Origin of the sequence: Acinetobacter sp. RIT698 (genome assembly GCF_009668065.1) — a bacterium.
Lineage (GTDB): Bacteria > Pseudomonadota > Gammaproteobacteria > Pseudomonadales > Moraxellaceae > Acinetobacter > Acinetobacter guillouiae.
The window spans coordinates 54,406-72,897 of record NZ_WJYH01000001.1 but is presented as its reverse complement, the minus strand read 5'-3'; the positions used below and the strand labels follow the sequence as shown (position 1 = coordinate 72,897).

13 protein-coding genes and 1 pseudogene are annotated in these 18,492 nt (G+C 39.4%); 10 read left to right on the top strand and 4 right to left on the bottom strand.

All coding sequences use genetic code 11. The features are described from left to right. The first annotated feature begins 19 nt into the window (after nt 1-19). Both GJV03_RS00360 and GJV03_RS00355 read left to right on the top strand, forming a co-directional pair. Complete coding sequence (locus GJV03_RS00360; protein ID WP_154129208.1) at nt 20-865, top strand: SDR family NAD(P)-dependent oxidoreductase; 846 nt, start codon at nt 20-22, stop codon at nt 863-865. 293 nt (nt 866-1,158) lie between these two features. After that, nucleotides 1,159-2,685: an NAD(P)/FAD-dependent oxidoreductase gene (locus GJV03_RS00355; protein ID WP_224965541.1), complete on the top strand. Its 1,527-nt coding sequence runs from the start codon at nt 1,159-1,161 to the stop codon at nt 2,683-2,685. 38 nt (nt 2,686-2,723) lie between these two features. Here the strand turns inward: GJV03_RS00355 and GJV03_RS00350 are convergent, their stop codons facing one another. Further along, nucleotides 2,724-3,413 (bottom strand): DUF2306 domain-containing protein, encoded by a 690-nt coding sequence (locus GJV03_RS00350; RefSeq protein WP_154129206.1) that lies wholly within the window; start codon nt 3,411-3,413, stop codon nt 2,724-2,726. Between the two features lie 206 nt (nt 3,414-3,619). On the opposite strand from GJV03_RS00350, the gene GJV03_RS00345 reads away from it, so the two are divergent. Beyond that, on the top strand, nt 3,620-4,288 hold the full coding sequence (locus tag GJV03_RS00345) for a YARHG domain-containing protein (RefSeq protein WP_096734804.1): 669 nt from the start codon (nt 3,620-3,622) through the stop codon (nt 4,286-4,288). A 131-nt stretch (nt 4,289-4,419) separates the two neighbouring features. Here GJV03_RS00345 and GJV03_RS00340 read toward each other — a convergent pair whose 3' ends face one another. The 3 genes from GJV03_RS00340 to gltA form a co-directional block, all read right to left on the bottom strand. Further along, nucleotides 4,420-6,222: an aminopeptidase P family protein gene (locus GJV03_RS00340; RefSeq protein ID WP_154129205.1), complete on the bottom strand. Its 1,803-nt coding sequence runs from the start codon at nt 6,220-6,222 to the stop codon at nt 4,420-4,422. Next, complete coding sequence (locus GJV03_RS00335; RefSeq protein WP_154129204.1) at nt 6,219-7,787, bottom strand: peptide MFS transporter; 1,569 nt, start codon at nt 7,785-7,787, stop codon at nt 6,219-6,221. The genes GJV03_RS00340 and GJV03_RS00335 overlap by 4 nt, the downstream gene beginning before the upstream one ends. Before the next feature lie 274 nt (nt 7,788-8,061). Further along, nucleotides 8,062-9,336, bottom strand: coding sequence for a citrate synthase (gene gltA / locus GJV03_RS00330; RefSeq protein ID WP_004717293.1), 1,275 nt, complete (start codon nt 9,334-9,336; stop codon nt 8,062-8,064). Between the two features lie 1,070 nt (nt 9,337-10,406). On the opposite strand from gltA, the gene sdhC reads away from it, so the two are divergent. The 7 genes and pseudogenes from sdhC (at nt 10,407) to odhB (ending at nt 18,469) form a co-directional block, all read left to right on the top strand. Then, nucleotides 10,407-10,805, top strand: a complete 399-nt coding sequence (gene sdhC / locus GJV03_RS00325) for a succinate dehydrogenase, cytochrome b556 subunit (RefSeq protein ID WP_126606943.1) — start codon at nt 10,407-10,409, stop codon at nt 10,803-10,805. Continuing rightward, on the top strand, nt 10,805-11,170 hold the full coding sequence (gene sdhD / locus GJV03_RS00320) for a succinate dehydrogenase, hydrophobic membrane anchor protein (RefSeq protein WP_004717289.1): 366 nt from the start codon (nt 10,805-10,807) through the stop codon (nt 11,168-11,170). Before sdhC ends, sdhD begins: the two co-directional genes overlap by 1 nt. A gap of 12 nt (nt 11,171-11,182) precedes the next feature. Then, nucleotides 11,183-13,081, top strand: coding sequence for an FAD-dependent oxidoreductase (locus GJV03_RS00315; protein WP_004717286.1), 1,899 nt, complete (start codon nt 11,183-11,185; stop codon nt 13,079-13,081). A gap of 14 nt (nt 13,082-13,095) precedes the next feature. Continuing rightward, nucleotides 13,096-13,806, top strand: a complete 711-nt coding sequence (locus tag GJV03_RS00310; protein WP_004717284.1) for a succinate dehydrogenase iron-sulfur subunit — start codon at nt 13,096-13,098, stop codon at nt 13,804-13,806. Nucleotides 13,807-14,176: 370 nt separating this feature from the next. Further along, nucleotides 14,177-14,279: pseudogene (locus GJV03_RS21370) on the top strand (hypothetical protein); the annotation flags it as partial. A 138-nt stretch (nt 14,280-14,417) separates the two neighbouring features. Continuing rightward, complete coding sequence (locus GJV03_RS00305) at nt 14,418-17,255, top strand: 2-oxoglutarate dehydrogenase E1 component (protein WP_154129203.1); 2,838 nt, start codon at nt 14,418-14,420, stop codon at nt 17,253-17,255. Further along, nucleotides 17,255-18,469 (top strand): 2-oxoglutarate dehydrogenase complex dihydrolipoyllysine-residue succinyltransferase, encoded by a 1,215-nt coding sequence (gene odhB, locus GJV03_RS00300; RefSeq protein ID WP_004717280.1) that lies wholly within the window; start codon nt 17,255-17,257, stop codon nt 18,467-18,469. Before GJV03_RS00305 ends, odhB begins: the two co-directional genes overlap by 1 nt. Nucleotides 18,470-18,492 lie beyond the last annotated feature (23 nt).

The following is an 18,492-nucleotide window of genomic DNA, read 5'->3' as shown; positions in this document are numbered from 1 at the left end:
AGAGATGGATTTAAAGTTTATGGGTATTTTTTCTAAAAAAGTTAAGCCGAGCCAAAATGCTTATGCGGTCGTGACTGGCGCAGGCAGTGGCATTGGACGTAGTTTTGCAATGGAACTTGCAAAACGCGGAGGAACAATTGTTTGTGCTGACATAAATCTGGATGCAGCCAAAGAAACTGTCAGTTTGATTGAATCACAAACTTCAGCTAAAGCATTTGCTGTGCAATGTGATGTGGGTGTGAAAGAGCAAGTAAAAGCACTTTCAGAACAAGCCGAAAAATTAATGAATCATCCTGTAAGCCTGATCATTAATAATGCGGGTGTAGGACTGGGCGGTAAGTTTGATGAAGTGTCACTGGAAGATTGGCAATGGTGTATGCATGTCAACCTTTGGGGGGTTATTCATGGTTGCCATTATTTTGTTCCTCAGTTTAAGCAACAAGGTTATGGAGCAATTATCAATGTTGCTTCAGCTGCGGGGTATACAGCAGCTCCCGAAATGACTGCTTATAACGTAACAAAATCCAGTGTGCTGGCATTGTCAGAAACCCTTTCAGCAGAGCTTCGCGGTGACAACATTCGAGTGAATGTGCTGTGTCCAACATTAGTGCCTACAAATATTATGAAAAATGGTCGTTTGCCTGGTCATTATGCGGGTTTAGCAGATGATTTACTGATGAATCATGCATTTACCACCAGTGATCAGGTGGTGATTAAAACCTTAAATAACTTGGATGCAGGCAAGCTGTACACCATTCCTCAGCCAGACGCAAAACTGTTTTGGATATTAAAACGTGTATCACCCACCTTATATGCCAAAGCGCTAGGTATCGGGTATCCATTATTTAACAAATACATCAAATAAGCTGCGAGTAAATCAAGATGACAACAGAAACAACTTTAGCTACGCTGCCTAAAGAGAAAAGCGTAGAGCAAAACTCAACCCAAACTACAGTCGAAGACATTAAACAGGTGACTCAACAGAATACTGTGCAAGACAAATCGCTTGAAGCAAAACAGCTTAAAGAAAAAGCGCTCGTAGAGAAGCAAGTTGGGGCAAAGACTGTTACAAAGCCAGCGAAAGTAAATACTGCTAAAGCTGAAGTCCAAACTCCGGCTAAAGCTAAAAATAAGCCTGAGGTAAAAGTTGAAACACAAATAAGTGCTCAATCTGAAAAGCTTGGACAATCGGCTGAGGAAAAAGCGCCGACGATTCAGCACAAAGAAGCTCTGCACATCTATGACACCATTGTGGTTGGTGCTGGTATTTCAGGGATTGCTGCTGCTTATAAAATGAATCAAGCAGGCTATAACGATTATGTGGTCCTTGAAAAAGCCAGTCGTGTGGGGGGAACATGGCGCGACAATAATTATCCGGGCTGCGGTTGTGATGTACCCTCAGCACTTTATTCATTTTCTTTCTCACCAAGCCATAAATGGAGTCATTTATTTGCCAAGCAGCCAGAAATTCTAAGCTATTTAGAAGAAGTGGTGGAAAAATATGATCTTGGTGAGAAAATTGAATTTAATAATGAATTAATCAGTGCCAAATGGGATGAAGCACAACATATTTGGCACTTAGAAACATCAAAAGGTCAATATCAAGCAAAGACAGTGATCTTTACGACAGGACCAATTACTGAACCTGCTTTGCCGAAATTAAAAGGAATTGAAAGTTTTAAAGGTGAAATGTTCCATTCAGCACGTTGGAATCATGATTATGATTTAACCGGTAAGCGTGTTGCAGTGATTGGTACAGGGGCTTCTGCAATTCAGTTTATCCCGCAAGTACAACCTTTAGCGAAACAGCTAATCGTATTCCAGCGTACAGCACCGTGGGTACTACCCAAGGCGGATATGGAGTTAAACGAAACGGCTAAAGGGATCATTTCTCGATTCCCAATCATTCAACAAACTTGGCGTAATAGCATTGCACAGATTTTAAATGGAATTAACTTTGGATTGCGTAATCCTAAAGTATTGGAACCCGTTAATTTCCTGAGTAAGCAATTACTCAAACTGCAAATTAAAGATGAGACCTTGCGTAAAGCAGTAACACCGAACTTTACTATTGGATGTAAGCGCTTATTGTTTGCAAACAATTATTATCCAGCTCTACAACAAGATAATGTGAGTCTGATTGCACATGGTTTGGTTGAAATTGATGGAAATACAGTGGTTGCAGCAAATGGTGAACGTCATGAAGTGGATGTGATTATTTGGGGAACAGGCTTTGAAGTTTCACATCCTCCAATTGGTAAACGAGTTTATGACAGCAATGGTCAAGTCCTTGCTGAGCGTTGGAAAAATAGTTCACCTGAAGCATATTTGGGTGCCAGTATTGAACATGTACCGAATGCGTTCTTGGTCCTTGGTCCAAACATTCTGGTATATGACTCATTTATTGGTATCGCGGAAGCACAAGTCGGTTATATTGTTGATGGCTTGTTAAAAATGCGTGAGCAAAAATTCACTCGCTTTGAAATCAAAGCGGATGTGCTTGCCCAGCATAATAAACGTTTGCAGAAACATTTAAAAACCACTGTATTTAATGCGGGTGGGTGTAAGTCCTATTATCTGGATGAAAATGGTCGTAACTTTGCAGCATGGCCATGGTCATTGCAACAATTACGTAACCAATTAAAACAACTAGATTTAAACCATTATAGTGTGAGTAAAAAATAAGTTTAGTGTTCAATTGCTGAACACTTTTTATGAGAGCCCTAAATTGATTTAGGGCTTTTATTTTTTTGTCTTGTGCGATGATGTAATCCAAAAATAATGATTTCAGCTAGGATTAGATTGACCACCCAACCTAACCAAGATTCTAACTGATAGATGTGAATTGGGGTTAACCAATCAAAATAAGGTTGTAACTCATAAAGCACGATTTTCCATGTCCTTAAGCTTAGCGCTGAAAGACTTAGTGCAAAACTACGGATCATCCAGTCACGATGTAAAATCCAGCGCTTTTTCAATAAAAAGTATAAAGCGGATAGGGTGGTGATCGCCCAGAGTGAACTTAATAAGACAAAGCTGATTTGTGTGGATAACCCTCCAGCCGCTGAAAAAGCTAAAATTAAGCCACTGGGTAAAGACAGCCCCAAAATGGTGATGATGTAGAGCCAACCACTCCAGCGATGAATTCGGGGATAACGCGTGCGAAAGACACGGAAAAACTGTGTAAATCCAGCGATGAGTACAAAACTACTACTGATCACATGGATTTTAAAAGCCGCCTGCCAAGGTTGAGTATTGACTACATCTTGCTTTAACAATAGAAAATGCTGATCAGTTTGCCATGGGAAATATTGTAGACATATTGCCACCATGAGATAGCATAAATAAGCATAGATCACGAGTGAAATTAGACTCAAGCTTGAATAGGCCAAGTTAGTTTTTGTTTTGTTCATCACTGCTTATAATGGAATGGTGATTGAGAAATTATAGTGGAACATAGGTTGAAACAGCATATTTATGTTTGGGTATGGCATAGATTTTAAAATAAACCACAGAGAATCCTGATTTATTTATCTTAAAGTAGATCACAAAGCAAACAATTTAATCTAAAATCAATGTGAAAATGCATCCAATATCTTCATAACAAATAGGTATAACAATGAATAAAAGTTTAATCGCACTCGTCGGATTAGGAATGATTGGTTTCCAGAATAGCTATGCACTGGATATTCAACAGTTGCAAAAATCTTGGTCTGGAAAATATGATGATCAGAAAATTGCTGTTTTCATCCAATCTATCGATCGTAATCAGATCAAAGGCTATAGTGTTCTTGGTAAAAATAAACAAAATTTCTCAGGAAAAGTACAGACAACTTCACAAGGCTATAAAATTACCGCAACAGAAAGCGGTGCTAAAGCAAGTAGTGGTGTGTTTACGTTTACTGTAAAACAGAATCAGCCGAATGTGTTGGAATCTAGTTGGGAATCTACAACGGCTAAGGTTAAACCAAAATATTTTGATTTAAAGCCGCAACAGTGTCGCTATCAAAAAGATGTCGGTGATTATCCAGTTGCATCACAACGTTTATTAAAAGATGAGGATCTACAAATTCCTCCTGAAGAACTGGACTGGATGCGTAATGAAATTTATGCGCGTCATGGTTATTCATTTGCCAATAAAGAGATTGCCTCTCAATTTGCTAACGATAATTGGTATATGCCATGCAGTACCAATGTTGAAAATCAATTAACTCAGATTGAAAAGACCAATATCCAGCGTATTAAAAAAATTCGCCCGTATATGGCGAAAATGGAATGGGGTCGTTGATCAATATTTTGATCATATCTGGTTTAAATGATAGCTAAAGCAAAAGCATTTTAATTTGATTTATATCATTATTTTTGCTTTAAAAAGCTCAAAGTCAGGTACTTTGAGCTTTTTAAATTTTACGGAAAATGTTAAATAGCTTGGGTGTTTTCATTTAGCCAGTTTAAAACATCACCTTCTAAGTGAGGTGCTAATCGCTCTCTGACAATTTGATGGTACTGATTCAACCATGCTTTTTCATCATGACTGAGTAGGTCTAAAACGATACACGTCAGGTTAATCGGACACAATGTTAGTGTTTCGAATTCCAAAAATTGACCATAGGTCGTATCTTCAAAATGCTTAATTTTGTTGACGACAAGATTCTCAATCCGAATGCCGTACTTGTCTTGATGATATAAACCAGGTTCATTGGAAGTAATCATCCCTTCGCGCATCTTGGTGGATGGTGTGACTGGGGCATAATATGAAATCACTTGTGGGCCTTCATGAACATTCAATGCATAGCCTACACCGTGACCTGTACCATGACGATAATCTAATCCGTATTTCCATAGCGTTTGACGGGTAATTGCATCTAATAGTGGTGATGCAATGCCTTCAGGGAAAACGCTTTGTGCAAGTGCAATATGGCTTTTTAACACCAAAGTGTAATCACATTTTTGTTCAGCGCTTGCTGTGCCTATGGGAACAACGCGGGTAATGTCTGTGGTTCCTTCATCATATTGTGCGCCTGAATCAATCAGCAGCAAACCATCACCACTAATCTCGCTAAAGCTTTCTTCGGTGGCACGATAGTGGGGTAATGCGCCGTTGGCATTAAAGCCTGCAATTGTCGAGAAGCTTAATCCAATAAAACCTGCTTGTTGTGCGCGAAAGCCTGAAATTTTTTCGTCGATGGTGAGTTCATTGATCGATTCTTTATCAGCCAATGCGTTATCTAGCCAATGAAAGAAATGACATAGGGCAACACCATCTTTGGTCATTGCACTGCGCACATGTGCAATTTCTGAAGGATGTTTACGTGATTTAAATAAACTGCTTGGATTAATGTCTTGGACTAAATGACTTTGCTGCTCAATGGCCTGTGCAGATGAAATTGAGACTTTAGCAGGATCAATTAAAATATTTTGTTGTTTAAGTTCGAGCAAAAACTTGATGCTTGCGTTATAAGCTAAGATTTCAATGTTATCCAAAGCAAATCTTTGCTGCATTTCAGTTGAAAGTTTTGCATCATCAATAAAAAGCACAGTTCGAGAATGGTCAATATATAAGTGTGCTAAGAACACGGGATTATATTCAACATCACGCCCCCTACAATTCAAAATCCAAGCAATATCATCGAGTGCAGAAATAAAATGCCCCGTTGCTTTTTTCTGAATAAGTTTGTGACGGATCGCAGTTATTTTTTCTAAGCGTGTTTGCGCATTTAAATCATCTGCCATTTGCCAAATGGGTTGTAGGGGCAGTGCTGGCCGTTCAGTCCAAATTTCATCAATTAAATCTAAGTCTGTTTGAATGACGAAATTGTGTTCTATCGCAAGCGCTGATAATGCGCTGTATTGTTGAGTTGAAATGGTATTTCCATTGACAGAGATTTTTGCATCTTTGGCTAAATGTTGTGAAAGCCAAGCCAAATGTGTTGAAGCAGCATCATGTGTCTGCTTTTGTAAAACGTAACCTGTATTTTCCAGTTGCTGTTCAGCTTGTACCCAATATCGACCATCTACCCACAAACCTGCGAAGTTTTGAGTAACTACAATTGTGCCGACTGAACCTGTAAAGCCTGTTAGCCATTGACGTATTTTCCAATAATCAGGTAGATACTCTGACATATGTGGATCTGCACTCATGGCGATAAAAGCATCCTGCTGATATTTCTTCATAATTGTACGAAGGTTTTCTAATTTGTTGGCAGGTGACAAACTGTTCATACTTTTTCCAATTGCATATCAATAGATTTTTGAGAGGGGGTCGATGTTTGATTGAGTAATTTACGAATCGGTTTTCTCATTAACCATAGAACGAGTGCGCCAAGAAGTAAAGCGATGACACATCGCACAAATAGCAAGGGTAATTGGTCAACTTCATGGATAGAAACATGACCACCGATTAAACCTGCCATCAAGTTTCCTAAAGCAGATGCTGTAAACCAAAGCCCCATCACTTGTCCACGAATGATGGTCGGAGCGAGTTTAGTCATGGTTGAAAGACCAACAGGGCTTAAGCATAATTCACCTAGTGTTAAAAGCAGGAGGCTTGATGCGATCCACAATGCAGAAACAGTTCCACCATTTTGGGTGATCAAGTAACTGGCAATGCTCATCACGAGGAAACCACCTGCAGCGAGAAGTAAAGCAATAATGAATTTGGTGATATAGCTAGGGTCACGATTTTGTTTGCCTAATTTAACCCAAAGCCATGCGATGATCGGTGCGAAAATAATAATGAAAAGCGGGTTAATCGATTGAAACCAAACTGCGGGTATTTCAAAGCCAAAGAATTGGCGATCTGTAAAGTCTTGGGCGAAAAGATTGAAAGATGTTGGTTTTTGTTCAAATGCTGACCAGAAAAGTGCAGCGGTGATGAGTAAAATAAAACAGATGATGATTTGTTTTTTCTCAGTATTATTCAAACCAGCAAAGAGCAATAGATAGCTGAAATATAAGGCAATACAAATACAGATTGTGATTGTGAAATATGTGGCGATCTGAATTGGATTGATGTTAATTACGCCAAGAGAAACTAGACCGATAATCAAGCCAACAACTGCAATAAAACCTATGATCATTTGGGGTGCTTTAGGATTGTAATGTACAGGACGAGCCCAGTTATTTTCATTGCCTTGCACATGATTAAATTGTTTTAATTGAGGCACAGTTATTAACTTAAAAATCAGTAAGGCGATTAACATTCCAACGCCACCGATTCCGAATCCCCAGTGCCAACCATGTTCTTTAACCAATAAACCAGTCAATAGTGGGGCAATCAACGAACCTAGATTAATTCCCATATAAAAAATGGAAAATCCTGCATCACGCCGTGAATCTTGAGCCTGATATAAAGTGCCAACAATGACGGAAATACAGGTTTTAAATAAACCAGAACCGATCACAATCAAAACTAAACCAAAATAAAAAAAGAAATGCCCAAATAAAGCTGCCAATGCAATGGATAGATGTCCAAATGCGATGATCAGTGAGCCGTACCACACAGCGCGCTCCTGACCGAGATAATTGTCAGCAACCCATCCACCCAATACGGTCATTAAATACATACTGCCTGCAAATAAGCCGACAATTGCTGATGCTGTTGGGCGATCTAAACCGAGACCGCCATCAGCAACTAAAGCCGCCATATAGAGGATTAATAAAGGGCGAATACCATAATAGGAAAAACGTTCCCAAAGCTCGGTAAAAAATAAACCTTTTAATGGTTTAGGGTGACCAAAAAAAGCTTGATCTGGGTCGTGCACTTGTTTGGATAAATGTTGAGGCATCTTCAAGTCCTTTGAAAATGTATTAATAAAAAAATTTTAAACAATATATAAAATAAAGTTATTTGTTGGGTGTTTTTTAAAGTAGTGATTTGTAAGTTTTATAGTAAAAATATAAATTTCAGTTTTCTATGCTTATATTGGCATTATTATGTTTTGATTTTAAATGAATTTTAAAATAACTAGATTATACCAGTTGGTATGAAAATTGGTATGAATATGTAATAAAAAACCACCCGAAAGGGTGGTCTCTTGTTCGATCTGAACGCGTAACGAATTAACGTTTGATATCGCGTTGAGTTTCGCCAGTATAAAGCTGACGAGGACGACCGATTTTGTACGGGCCGCTGTGCATTTCTAACCAGTGGCTGATCCAACCAACTGTACGTGCAAGCGCAAAGATTACCGTAAACATTTCTGTTGGGATACCAATCGCTTTAAGGATGATACCTGAATAGAAGTCTACGTTAGGATAAAGTTTACGTTCGATGAAGTACGGATCGCTTAATGCAATACGTTCAAGTTCCATTGCAAGCGCAAGTTGTGGATCATTGATACCAAGTGCACTTAACACTTCGTCACAAGTCTCTTTCATTACTTTTGCACGTGGATCGAAGTTTTTATAAACTCGGTGACCGAAGCCCATAAGTTTAACTTCTTTAGTTTTTACTTTTTCCATGAACGGTGCAACATTTTCTACAGAGCCGATTTCATCGAGCATCTTAAGAACAGCTTCGTTTGCACCACCATGCGCAGGTCCCCAAAGTGCAGCAATACCCGCAGCAATACATGCATAAGGGTTAGCGCCTGTAGAACCAGCTAAACGTACTGTAGACGTTGATGCATTTTGTTCATGGTCAGCATGAAGCGTAAAGATACGATCCATTGCTTTAGCAAGAATAGGGTTAACTTTGTAATCACGATCTGCTGGAGTAGCAAACATCATGTACAGGAAGTTTTCAGCATAGCTTAAATCGTTACGTGGATATACGAACGGTTGACCGATTGTATATTTGTAAGTCCAAGCAGCTAAAGTAGGAATTTTAGCAACTAAACGAACTGCAGTGATTTCACGGTGGTCTACGTTTTCAACGTCAAAACCGTTGTGATAGAACGCAGATAACGCACCCACTACACCACACATAACCGCCATAGGATGAGCATCACGACGGAAACCATTGAAGAAACGGCTAACTTGATCGTGAACCATTGTGTGGTTGCGGACTTTGTTTTCGAAGTCTGTTTTTTGTTCAGCAGTTGGAAGCTCACCGCTTAACAATAAATAGCAAGTTTCTAAGTAAGAAGCTTGAGTTGCAAGTTGAGCAATCGGATAACCACGGTGTAAAAGAACGCCTTTATCACCATCAATGAAAGTGATTTTAGACTCGCAAGAAGCTGTCGCCATAAAACCAGGATCAAAAGTAAAGTGACCTGAAGCCAACACATCCTTAACGTCGATTACATCTGGGCCCAATGTGCCGCTGTAAATTGGTAATTCAATTTTTTTGCCATCAAGCTCTAGAACGGCTTTCTTGCCAGTTGCTGCAGACATTCAATAGATCTCCTGTCCTGGTGGATATTTTATCTAACTTGCTGAGTCATCTTGTAATGTACAAGTCAGACGGATCAAAAATTGCTATTTAGCTTAGTGAGTACTGAAATTTTGTCAATTATACTTATGGATGAAAAAACAATGTTTTCATCAGTAGTTAGTCTAACTTTAACCAGTAAGATTGATCATTAAATTTCAGAGTCGGTCAGTATAATAAGGTAAATTCTAAAGAAGGTGCAGAAAAATAATTGTGATTGCTAGACAGGAAATGGCATTTTTGACCAATATTTTGTGGCTTTTGTAAGTTGCGAAATGCATTGTTGCTGTTTTAAAACCATCTGAATTTCACGACTTACATAGCTTTTGCCATTATTTTTGTGTAAAAAACATCCAAATGAGTTGATGAAATATTTATTTTCATTTTAATGCTTAATTGATTAAAAAATAGTTTTTATTGAAGCTTTTAAAGGATAAAAAATAATCGAATCAGTATAAAAATAGGCATTTAGTTGCCTTAGGAATAATCAAATACCATAAAATCTTGCAGCTAAATTATGAATTATTCACAAACTAAGTCTTTCTTTCTTATTATAAAGCTTTCAGTCAAATCACTGAATTAAATGGCACCCATTTAAAATAGGAATAAAGGACTATTTTAAAATAACATGTTGGGTATCTACTAAAGCTTAACCAGCTGATGAAAAATAAAACAGCAGGGAGAAATTAACCACAGGACGATTTTGTCCGTAATGTTGTGCTTTAGTCTAAATTTATAAAAATAATATAAGTCGTAATTATGTGTAAAAGTAATATGTTTAAATGTCATAAAAAATAACGAGATAGCCTTGAAAAACAGAGATGGGTGATCTGCTTTATTTTTCAAATGGGTGTAAATGATTCTTATTTGAGTGATTTTTAAAGAAAAAGCCAATTTCGATGGTTTGTATTTTGACAGTGCACGTTTTATAATTCAGTGTCGTTTAAAGTTCAGGCAATTAAATTTGTCTGACAATGCTAGCTTTCCTTCGAATTAATTCCAACAAACTCCGGATGGAGTTTTTACTTACAGGATGCCCGCTGTGAAAAGCAACAGACCTGTCAATTTGTCCATGGGTCAAGTTTTAGATGTAAACTTAAAATCCCCTGTGGCTATTGCATCAATTCTACACCGTCTATCAGGTGTCATCGTATTTTTACTCGTACCGGTACTTTTGTGGCTTTTAGACAAGTCTTTGTCTTCGCCTGAAGGCTTTGCTCAAGTTCAAGCAATCTTTGGTGGCTTCATTGTACGTTTTATCGTATGGGTATTTGTCGCTGGTTTATTATTCCATTTCATTATGGGTATTAAGCACTTACTTGCTGACCTAGGCTTTGCTGAAGAGTTGCAAAGTGGTCGCGTAGCAGCAACTATTGCATTAATCTTGGCTGCGATATCAGTTATCGCTTCATTTGTATGGATCGTTCTCTAATGAAAAGTGCTACAGGTTTAACGGGTTCAGGTTCTCGTGATTGGTATATCCAACGCGTAAGTGCTGTAGTTCTAGCTGTTTATACTGTTGTGGTATTAGGTTGGATTCTGTGCAATGGCGGATTTAACTATGAGCAATGGTTTGGCTTTATGATGACACTTCCGATGAAGATTTTATCTTTATTGGCAGTCTTATCTCTTGTTGCGCATGCTTGGATTGGTATGTGGCAAGTATTCACTGACTATGTGACTACTCGTCAGATGGGTCCTTCAGCTTCAGGTTTACGCATCGTGTTAACTTCAGCAGTGATTATTGCTGTTATTGCATATGCGATCTGGGCAATCCAGATTTTTTGGGCGAATTGATAGGAAAATGTCATGGGCGCTTTAACCCCTAAAGAAGATTATTCAAATATTCCAAGCCAGTTCTTCGATGCAGTCATCGTTGGTGGTGGTGGTTCAGGTATGCGTGCTTCATATCAACTTGCTCAAGCAGGTTTGAAAGTTGCAGTGCTAACTAAAGTATTCCCAACACGTTCTCACACTGTTGCGGCTCAAGGTGGTATTGGTGCATCGCTTGGTAACATGCAAGACGATAACTGGCACTATCATTTCTATGACACGGTAAAAGGTTCTGACTGGTTAGGTGACCAAGATGCAATCGAATTTATGTGTCGTGAGGCGCCTAAAGTTGTTTATGAGCTTGAACACTTAGGTATGCCATTTGACCGTAATGCTGATGGTACAATTTACCAACGTCCATTTGGTGGCCACTCTGCGAACTATGGTGAAAAACCAGTTCCACGTGCTTGTGCTGCTGCCGACCGTACAGGTCATGCACTTCTTCATACGCTTTATCAAAGTAACGTGAAAATGGGTACTCAATTCTTCGTTGAATGGATTGCATTAGACTTAATCCGTAACGAAGCAGGGGATGTACTCGGTGTAACAGCAATTGACCAAGAAACAGGCAAAATTGCTGTATTCCAAGCCAAAGCAACATTGTTTGCTACAGGTGGTGCTGGTCGTGTTTACCGTGCATCTACCAATGCTTATATCAATACTGGTGATGGTCTTGGTATGGCTGCTCGTGCGGGTATTCCATTACAAGATATGGAATTCTGGCAATTCCACCCAACGGGTGTTGCTGGTGCAGGCGTATTGTTAACAGAAGGTTGTCGTGGTGAAGGTGCAATCCTTCGTAACAAAGATGGCGAACCGTTCATGGAACGTTATGCACCAACTTTGAAAGATTTGGCTCCTCGTGACTTTGTATCACGTTCTATGGACCAAGAAATCAAAGAAGGTCGTGGTTGTGGTCCTAAAGGTGATTATATCCTACTTGATATGACTCACTTGGGCGCGGATACCATCATGAAGCGTTTACCATCTGTATTTGAGATTGGTAAGAAATTCGCAAACGTGGATATCACCAAAGAACCAATTCCAGTTGTACCAACAATCCATTATCAAATGGGTGGTATTCCGACCAATATTCATGGTCAAGTGGTTATTCCTGAAACAGCGAAAAATGCAGCAGATTTCTATGCAGGTTTTGATAAAGCTGCAAATGAATACACAACCAACGGTACAATGAATTATACAGTGCCTGTAAAAGGCTTCTATGCAATTGGTGAGTGTTCTTGCGTGTCTGTACATGGTGCAAACCGTTTAGGTACAAACTCATTACTTGACTTGGTTGTATTTGGTAAAGCTGCTGGTGAACACATCATCGATTACGTGACTAAACATCACGGTGATGAATACCAACCACTTCCAAATGATGTACTTGTGAACACGTTGAAACGTATCAATCATTTAGATGATTCTACTTCTGGTGAAAATGCACAAGAAGTTGCGGATGCAATTCGTGATATCGTTCAAGACCACGCGGGTGTATTCCGTACTCAAGCCTTGCTTGATGAGGGTGTTAAGCAGATTCTTGCGATTGAACCACGTGTACGTAACATTCATTTAAAAGACAAATCTAAAGTATTTAATACTGCACGTATTGAAGCTTTGGAAGTTGAAAACTTATACGAAGTAGCGAAAGCAACATTGATTTCTGCTGCTGCACGTAAAGAATGTCGTGGTGCACATACTGTTGTAGATTATGAATTGCCTGCTGATGATGAGCACTATTCATATGGTCGTCGTGACGATGAGTGGATGAAACATACTTTATGGTATTCAGCGGATAACCATCTTGAATACAAGCCAGTACGTTACAGCCCATTGTCTGTAGACCCAATTGAACCTAAACCACGTACATTCTAATCGGGAGAAATAAGATGAGTAGAGGTACACGTACATTCGAAATCTACCGCTATGATCCTGATAAGGATAAAGCACCGTATATGCAGACTTTTAAACTAGAGTTGACGGATAAGCATCGTATGTTGCTTGACGCGCTTTTAGCATTAAAAGTTCAAGACGAATCATTAACATTCCGTCGTTCTTGCCGTGAAGGTATTTGCGGTTCAGATGGTGTGAATATCAATGGTAAAAATGGTCTTGCGTGTTTATGGAACCTGAACGATTTACCTGAAAAAATCGTCATTCGTCCATTACCTGGTCTGCCAGTAGTGAAAGATTTAGTTGTGGATATGAATCAGTTCTACGATCAGTATGACAAAATTCATCCATTCTTAATCAATAATCAACCTGCACCACCAAAAGAGCGTTTACAATCTCCAGAAGAGCGTGAGCACTTAAATGGTTTGTATGAATGTATTCTTTGTGCATGTTGTTCAACATCATGCCCATCATTCTGGTGGAACCCAGATAAATTCTTAGGTCCTTCAGCATTGTTGAATGCATACCGTTTCATTATTGATTCTCGTGATACTGCGACACAAGATCGTTTATCACGTCTTGATGACCCATTCTCATTATTCCGTTGTAAAGGGATTATGAACTGTGTGTCTGTATGTCCGAAAGGTTTGAATCCAACAAAAGCGATCGGTCATATCCGTAGCATGTTGCTCGATCAAGCGGGTTAATACGATGTGAAAAAAGAGCGTACATCTTGGGATGTGCGCTCTTTTTTTATTGGATTTTTAATGAGATGGTTGTTTTTTGTTCGAGTGAATGGGATCTAAGCTTTAAGCATTGAAAAAATATCAACAGACCCGATATAAATGGATGGATAATAATAGATTATTTCTTGTATGTATTTCGCTAATTTATAGGTGGTATGTGTCAAAAAAATCAATTGAAGTGACAGATCATGTTACGATTTAACAAACCACTATATGTGAAAAACACACCATGTTTTTGGTACATTTTTTCTACATAAGTGTGATCCAGATCAGTTTATAAATAATTTTATAAGCAAAGATTAGAACCGCTTTAGAAAAAGCAAAAAAGCCTTTGTTTTTTCTAAGTCGATTTGCAAAAAATTGCTCAGCTTCGGTTGAGTATATAAGTGAGTGATGATGCCATTGAGGGCGTTATGATTCATTGTATGCATTAGTAAAAGCTAATGTTTATAACGCCCCTTGGTCATGAGTATCTGATGGGTGAATGTCAATTTACCGATTTGGCATTATCAATCATGGGAGTGCTTAAAAAGCACCCTCTAATGTTTTTGCAATAGGAAATGGGTCCACAAATGCAAGAAGTTGCTGACGCATTGCGTCTTGATACTGAACTTTCCGCTGATAGTGCAGCGTATATTGAAGAGCTTTACGAACAGTACCTTTCTTCTCCAACCTCAGTAGGTGAGGATTGGCGTCAATATTTCGATAAATTCCCTAAAGGTGACCAACCACACGGAAACATTCGTGAGCAATTCTTATTATTAGGTCGTAATTCAAGTCGTGTTCAGCCTGTTGTGCAAAGTGAAGTAAGTACTGAGCATGAACGTCGTCAAATCGGTGTTTTGCAACTGATTGCAGCATACCGTAACCGTGGTCATCAAAAAGCCAAGCTTGATCCACTAGGTTTGGCTAAACGTGAAGATGTGCCAGATTTAGATCTTGCTGCACATGGTTTAACCAAGTCTGACCTAGATACAGTTTTCAATGCTGGAAATTTGGCGATTGGTAAAACTGAAGCAACTTTAGGTGAGATGGTTAGCGCAATGGAGGAAACATACTGTGCTTCTATTGGTGCTGAATATATGCACATTGTTGACACCAAAGAAAAACGCTGGATTCAACAACGTCTTGAAGGTGCACGCGGTCAGTTCGGTTTCTCGGCAGATCAAAAGAAACACGTACTTGAACGTTTAACTGCTGCTGAAGGCTTAGAAAAATTCCTCGGTAATAAGTATGTTGGTGCGAAGCGTTTTGGTGTAGAGGGTGGTGAATCTTTCATTCCAATGGTAAACGAACTTATTCAACGTGCAGGTTCTGTAGGTTGTAAAGAAGTCGTAATTGGGATGCCACACCGTGGTCGTTTAAACTTACTTGTGAACATCATGGGTAAAAACCCAGCTGATTTGTTTGGTGAGTTTGAAGGTAAAACTTTAGCTAAAAAAGGTTCAGGTGACGTTAAGTATCACCAAGGTTTCTCATCAAATGTGATGACACCTGGTGGTGAAGTTCACTTGGCTTTGGCATTTAACCCATCGCATTTAGAAATTGTGGGTCCTGTGGTTGAAGGTTCAGTTCGTGCACGCCAAGTACGTCGTAAAGACATTGGTGGTGATGATGTATTGCCTGTAATCGTACATGGTGATGCTGCATTTGCTGGTCAAGGTGTCAACCAAGAAACCTTCCAAATGTCACAAACGCGTGGTTATACCGTAGGTGGTACGGTTCATATCGTAGTCAACAACCAAGTTGGTTTTACTACATCTGATCCACGTGATGCACGTTCTACAGAATACTGTACTGACATTGCAAAAATGATTCAGGCGCCAATTTTCCATGTCAATGGTGATGACCCAGAATCTGTATTGTTTGTTGCGCAATTGGCACATGATTTCCGTCATACATTCCGTAAAGATGTTGTGATTGACATGTTCTGTTATCGTCGTCGTGGTCATAACGAAGCAGATGAGCCAGCAGCAACACAACCAATGATGTATCAAGTGATCAATAAAAAAGCGACTACACGTACGCTTTATGCGGATCAATTGGTACAAGAAAAAGTATTAGATCGTTCTGATGCAGATGCTTTAGTTGAAAAATATCGTGAAGATCTTGAAGCAGGTAACCATGTTGCCAATGCTTTAGTGCTTGAACCAAATGACAAAATGTTTGTGGACTGGAAACCGTATCTAGGTCATGAATATACAGATGTTTGGGATACGACTTTCCCAATCGAACGCTTAAAAGAAATTGGTACAAAAATGCGCGAATTACCGGAAGGTTTCGTGATGCAACGCCAAGTGTCTAAAGTGATCGATGAACGTTTGAAAATGCAAACTGGTGAAATGCCATTAAACTGGGGTGCAGCAGAAACTTTAGCTTATGCTTCTATCCTTGATGATGGTTTCTTGGTGCGTTTGACTGGTGAAGATGTTGGTCGTGGTACATTCTCACACCGTCATGCCAAGCTACATAACCAAGTTGATGGTTCGGTTTATATTCCACTGTGTCATATCAAAGAAAACCAGCCACGTACTGCAATTTATGACTCATTATTGTCAGAAATGGCTGTGCTTGCATTTGAATATGGTTATGCAACAACATTGCCAAAAAGCTTGGTAATCTGGGAAGCTCAGTTCGGTGACTTTGCAAACTGTGCGCAAGTGGTAATTGATCAATTCATCTCATCTGGTGAAACCAAATGGGAACGTGTGTGTGGTTTAACATTACTTCTTCCACATGGTTATGAAGGTCAAGGTCCTGAGCATTCATCTGCACGTCTTGAGCGTTTCTTACAGTTATGTGCTGAAGAAAACATGCAAGTGATTACACCAACGACACCTGCACAGATTTTCCATGCAATGCGTCGTCAGGCAATTCGCCCAATTCGTAAGCCAATGATCGTGACTTCACCGAAGTCATTGCTTCGTCATAAACTTGCAACTTCAACTTTGGAAGAGCTTGCAACTGGTACATTCCAGACTGTGATTGATGAAGTGGATCAAATCAACAAACAAGATGTAACACGTGTTGTACTTTGTGGTGGTAAAGTTTATTACGACTTACTTGAAAAACGTCGTGAAGAAAACTTGAACATTGCGGTGGTACGTGTTGAACAATTGTACCCATACCCAGAAAAACGTCTTGCTGAAGTGCTTGCGACATATCCAAACATAAAAGAACTTGTTTGGTGTCAAGAAGAACCGAAGAACCAAGGCGCATGGTTATTCATTGCTCCTCGTTTATACGAAGGTGTAATGAAGTCTGCTCTACAAGTTCAAATTAGCTATGCAGGACGTGAAGCTTCAGCTGCACCTGCATGTGGCTCACCATATTTGCATGCAAAACAACAAGCTCAGCTCGTGAATGACGCACTTGCGATCGTAGCTGAACAATCAGGAGAATCTAAATAATGGCAACCGAAATTAAAGCACCGGTGTTCCCAGAGTCAGTTGCTGACGGAACAATTGCAACTTGGCACAAACAACCAGGTGAAGCGGTATCACGTGATGAAGTCATCTGTGATATTGAAACGGATAAAGTTGTTTTAGAAGTTGTTGCTCCTGCTGATGGTACTATCTCTGCAATCATCAAAAATGAAGGTGACACAGTTCTTTCTTCTGAAGTTATTGCAACATTTGAAGAAGGTGCTGTTTCTGGCGCTACTCAAACTCAAGCAGTTCAATCTGAAGAGAAAGTAGAACAAGCTGCGGCACAAACTCAAGCGGGTAATGCACCTGTTGTTGAACGTGCTCAAGTACAAGATCAAGCACCTGCAGTGCGTAAAGCTTTAACTGAAACAGGTATTGCTGCTGCGGATGTAGATGGTACTGGTCGTGGTGGTCGTATCACCAAAGAAGATGTTGCGAATCATCAAACTAAACCAGCTGCTGCAGCTGTAACACCATTAAGCGTCGCTGTTGGTGAGCGTATTGAGAAACGTGTTCCAATGACACGTTTACGTAAGCGTGTTGCTGAACGTCTTCTTGCTGCTACACAGCAAACTGCAATGTTGACTACGTTTAACGAAGTCAATATGAAACCTGTGATGGAAATGCGTAAGCAATATAAAGATGCTTTCGAAAAACGTCATGGTGCACGTTTAGGCTTTATGTCATTCTTCGTTAAAGCTGTAACTGAAGCACTTAAACGCTATCCTGCGGTAAATGCTTCAATCGACGGTGATGATATTGTTTATCATGGTTACTATGATATCGGTGTTGCGGTTTCTTCTGATCGTGGTTTAGTGGTTCCAGTATTACGTAATACTGACCGTATGAACTATGCTGAAGTTGAATCAGGTATTGGTGCATATGCTGCAAAAGCACGTGAAGGTAAATTAGCAATTGAAGATATGACTGGTGGTACTTTCACAATTACCAACGGTGGTACTTTCGGTTCATTACTTTCAACACCTATTTTGAACCAACCACAAACTGCTATTTTAGGTATGCATAAAATCCAAGAGCGTCCTATGGCTGTAAATGGTCAAGTTGAAATTCTTCCAATGATGTACTTAGCGCTTTCTTATGACCATCGTATGATTGATGGTAAAGAAGCAGTAGGTTTCTTGGTAACTGTTAAAGAGTTACTTGAAGAGCCAGCTAAACTAATCCTTGACCTTTAATTCTTTAGAATAACAACACGAGT